We start from the raw sequence: 1,738 nt of genomic DNA on the forward strand, positions 1-1,738 counted from the left end.
CGTCATCTCGCCGGATTCAGCGGCATCCTGCAGGTAGACGGCTACTCGGCCTATACCAATCTTGCCAAGACGCGTGCCAAAGCTGGCAGCAATGAAACGAGCCAACTCGCAGGGTGCTGGGCGCATCTACGTCGCAAGTTTTACGACCTCCACATCAGTGGAGTCTCAAAGGCAGCAACGGACACGATCATCGCGATGACCCAGCTGTGGCGCATCGAGGATGAGGTCCGCGGTCGGGATGCTGACAGCCGCTCCATGCTGCGTCAGGAAAGATCTGCAACCATCGTCTCCGGCCTCTTTGATCTTTGGGAAAAGGAACTGGCCAAGGTCTCTGGCAAGTCGAAGACCGCCGAAGCGATCCGCTACGCGCTCATCCGGCGCGAAGCACTCGAGCGCTTCTTGACGGACGGCCGGATCGAAATCGACTCCAATATCGTCGAGCGCGCGATCAGGCCCCAAACGATCACAAGGAAGAACAGTCTATTCGCTGGCAGCGACGTTGGCGCGACATACTGCTCATCTGACGATGTCCTTAAAATAAAAGGGGATTTTGAACCGGATCCTGAGATATCGGACGTCTTGATCGCCTGGCATCTGCTTCGCGGCGAACAGTGTCGTCTTGAAGGTCGGAAAGTTGGATGATCCAAGGCGCTCCAGCACATAGCTGTCGAGCGGGAAGGACGCCGCTGCTTACCATCCGATAAGCCGTAGCTCGACTTACCTTCAGAATGTCGGCGGTCTCGTCGAGGGTTCTCTCTCCGCGTTCAGCCCGTTCGCCTTCCCGATAGACGGGGATGCCGTAGGTGTTGCGAAGACTGCAGACGTGGCTTCGTGTCCAGCTGGCGCCATGCCCAGTCCGCTTGCCGGAGCGGTTCAGGATCGCTGCGATTGACAAATCAGGTAACTGCCTTGCCAAGGCGCGCACGAGATCGACAACATCAGCCTTAACTGCCCACCGGGTCTGGCCGATCTTGTTCTTCTTCACTGTCATCCGGGTATGATCGCCACCTTGCCAATGGATGATGATCGCCAATGTGTCGTCGACGATATCGACGACAATTTCCGTGATTAGTAGCCGAATGATCTTTTTGCGCGTCTCGGTGGATACACTGGGGCTGTCCCATGCCTGCCCCAGGTCCCTGCCGAGCTTCATCAGTCTTGCACGGTCATCTGCCGATAGCGCGGGCATGTCGCGGTCGGTCGAGAGCGTCTCAAGCTCGATCTCCAGGTCACGCAATTGGATCAGTTTCTCATTCCAGCGTCTTTCCAACTCGCCCGCGACCAACCGATTGTCGGGATCGACAGCGTCATACTGGCGTCGCGCTCGAGCAGCCTCATATTGTGCTTGCTTGATTGAGTTCTCGAGTTGCTGACGCTTATCGCTATGACGCTGAGTGTGCGCCTCCATTGCCTGCAACGCCGCCTCGATCCCGAGGGGTTGCAGTCGTTCGAGAACTTCCTGCGCGACGGCCCGATCGACGCGCATGCCACCGAACCCGATGCAGTTTGCAGCCGCCATGTCGCCGAATGTGCCGCGACAAACGTATCGCTGCGTGTTGCCGCCTTTCCCAGAATATTGAATATGCAGTCGACGACCGCAGCGACCGCAACGAAATAGTCCAGGCAATAAAGCTTCGCCACGCCTTATCGAACCGCGTCCCATGTAGCTTTTTCCATTCGCATTCTCGGCGATCAGATGCTGATTCCTTTCAAACTCGGCCCAGCTAATATAGCCTTC

General features: G+C 57.1%; 1 protein-coding gene and 1 pseudogene. One reads left to right on the plus strand and one right to left on the minus strand.

Annotated features, from left to right (window positions below; translation table 11 throughout):
- Window positions 1-504 (plus strand): annotated as a pseudogene (locus AS026_RS26695) (IS66 family transposase); the annotation flags it as partial.
- A gap of 28 nt (window positions 505-532) precedes the next feature.
- Here AS026_RS26695 and AS026_RS40525 read toward each other — a convergent pair.
- Window positions 533-1,738, minus strand: a 1,206-nt coding sequence (locus AS026_RS40525) for a helix-turn-helix domain-containing protein (protein WP_062371602.1), incomplete at its 5' end; no start/stop codon positions are given.

The sequence above is a fragment of the Rhizobium altiplani genome, assembly GCF_001542405.1.
Classification (GTDB): domain Bacteria; phylum Pseudomonadota; class Alphaproteobacteria; order Rhizobiales; family Rhizobiaceae; genus Rhizobium; species Rhizobium altiplani.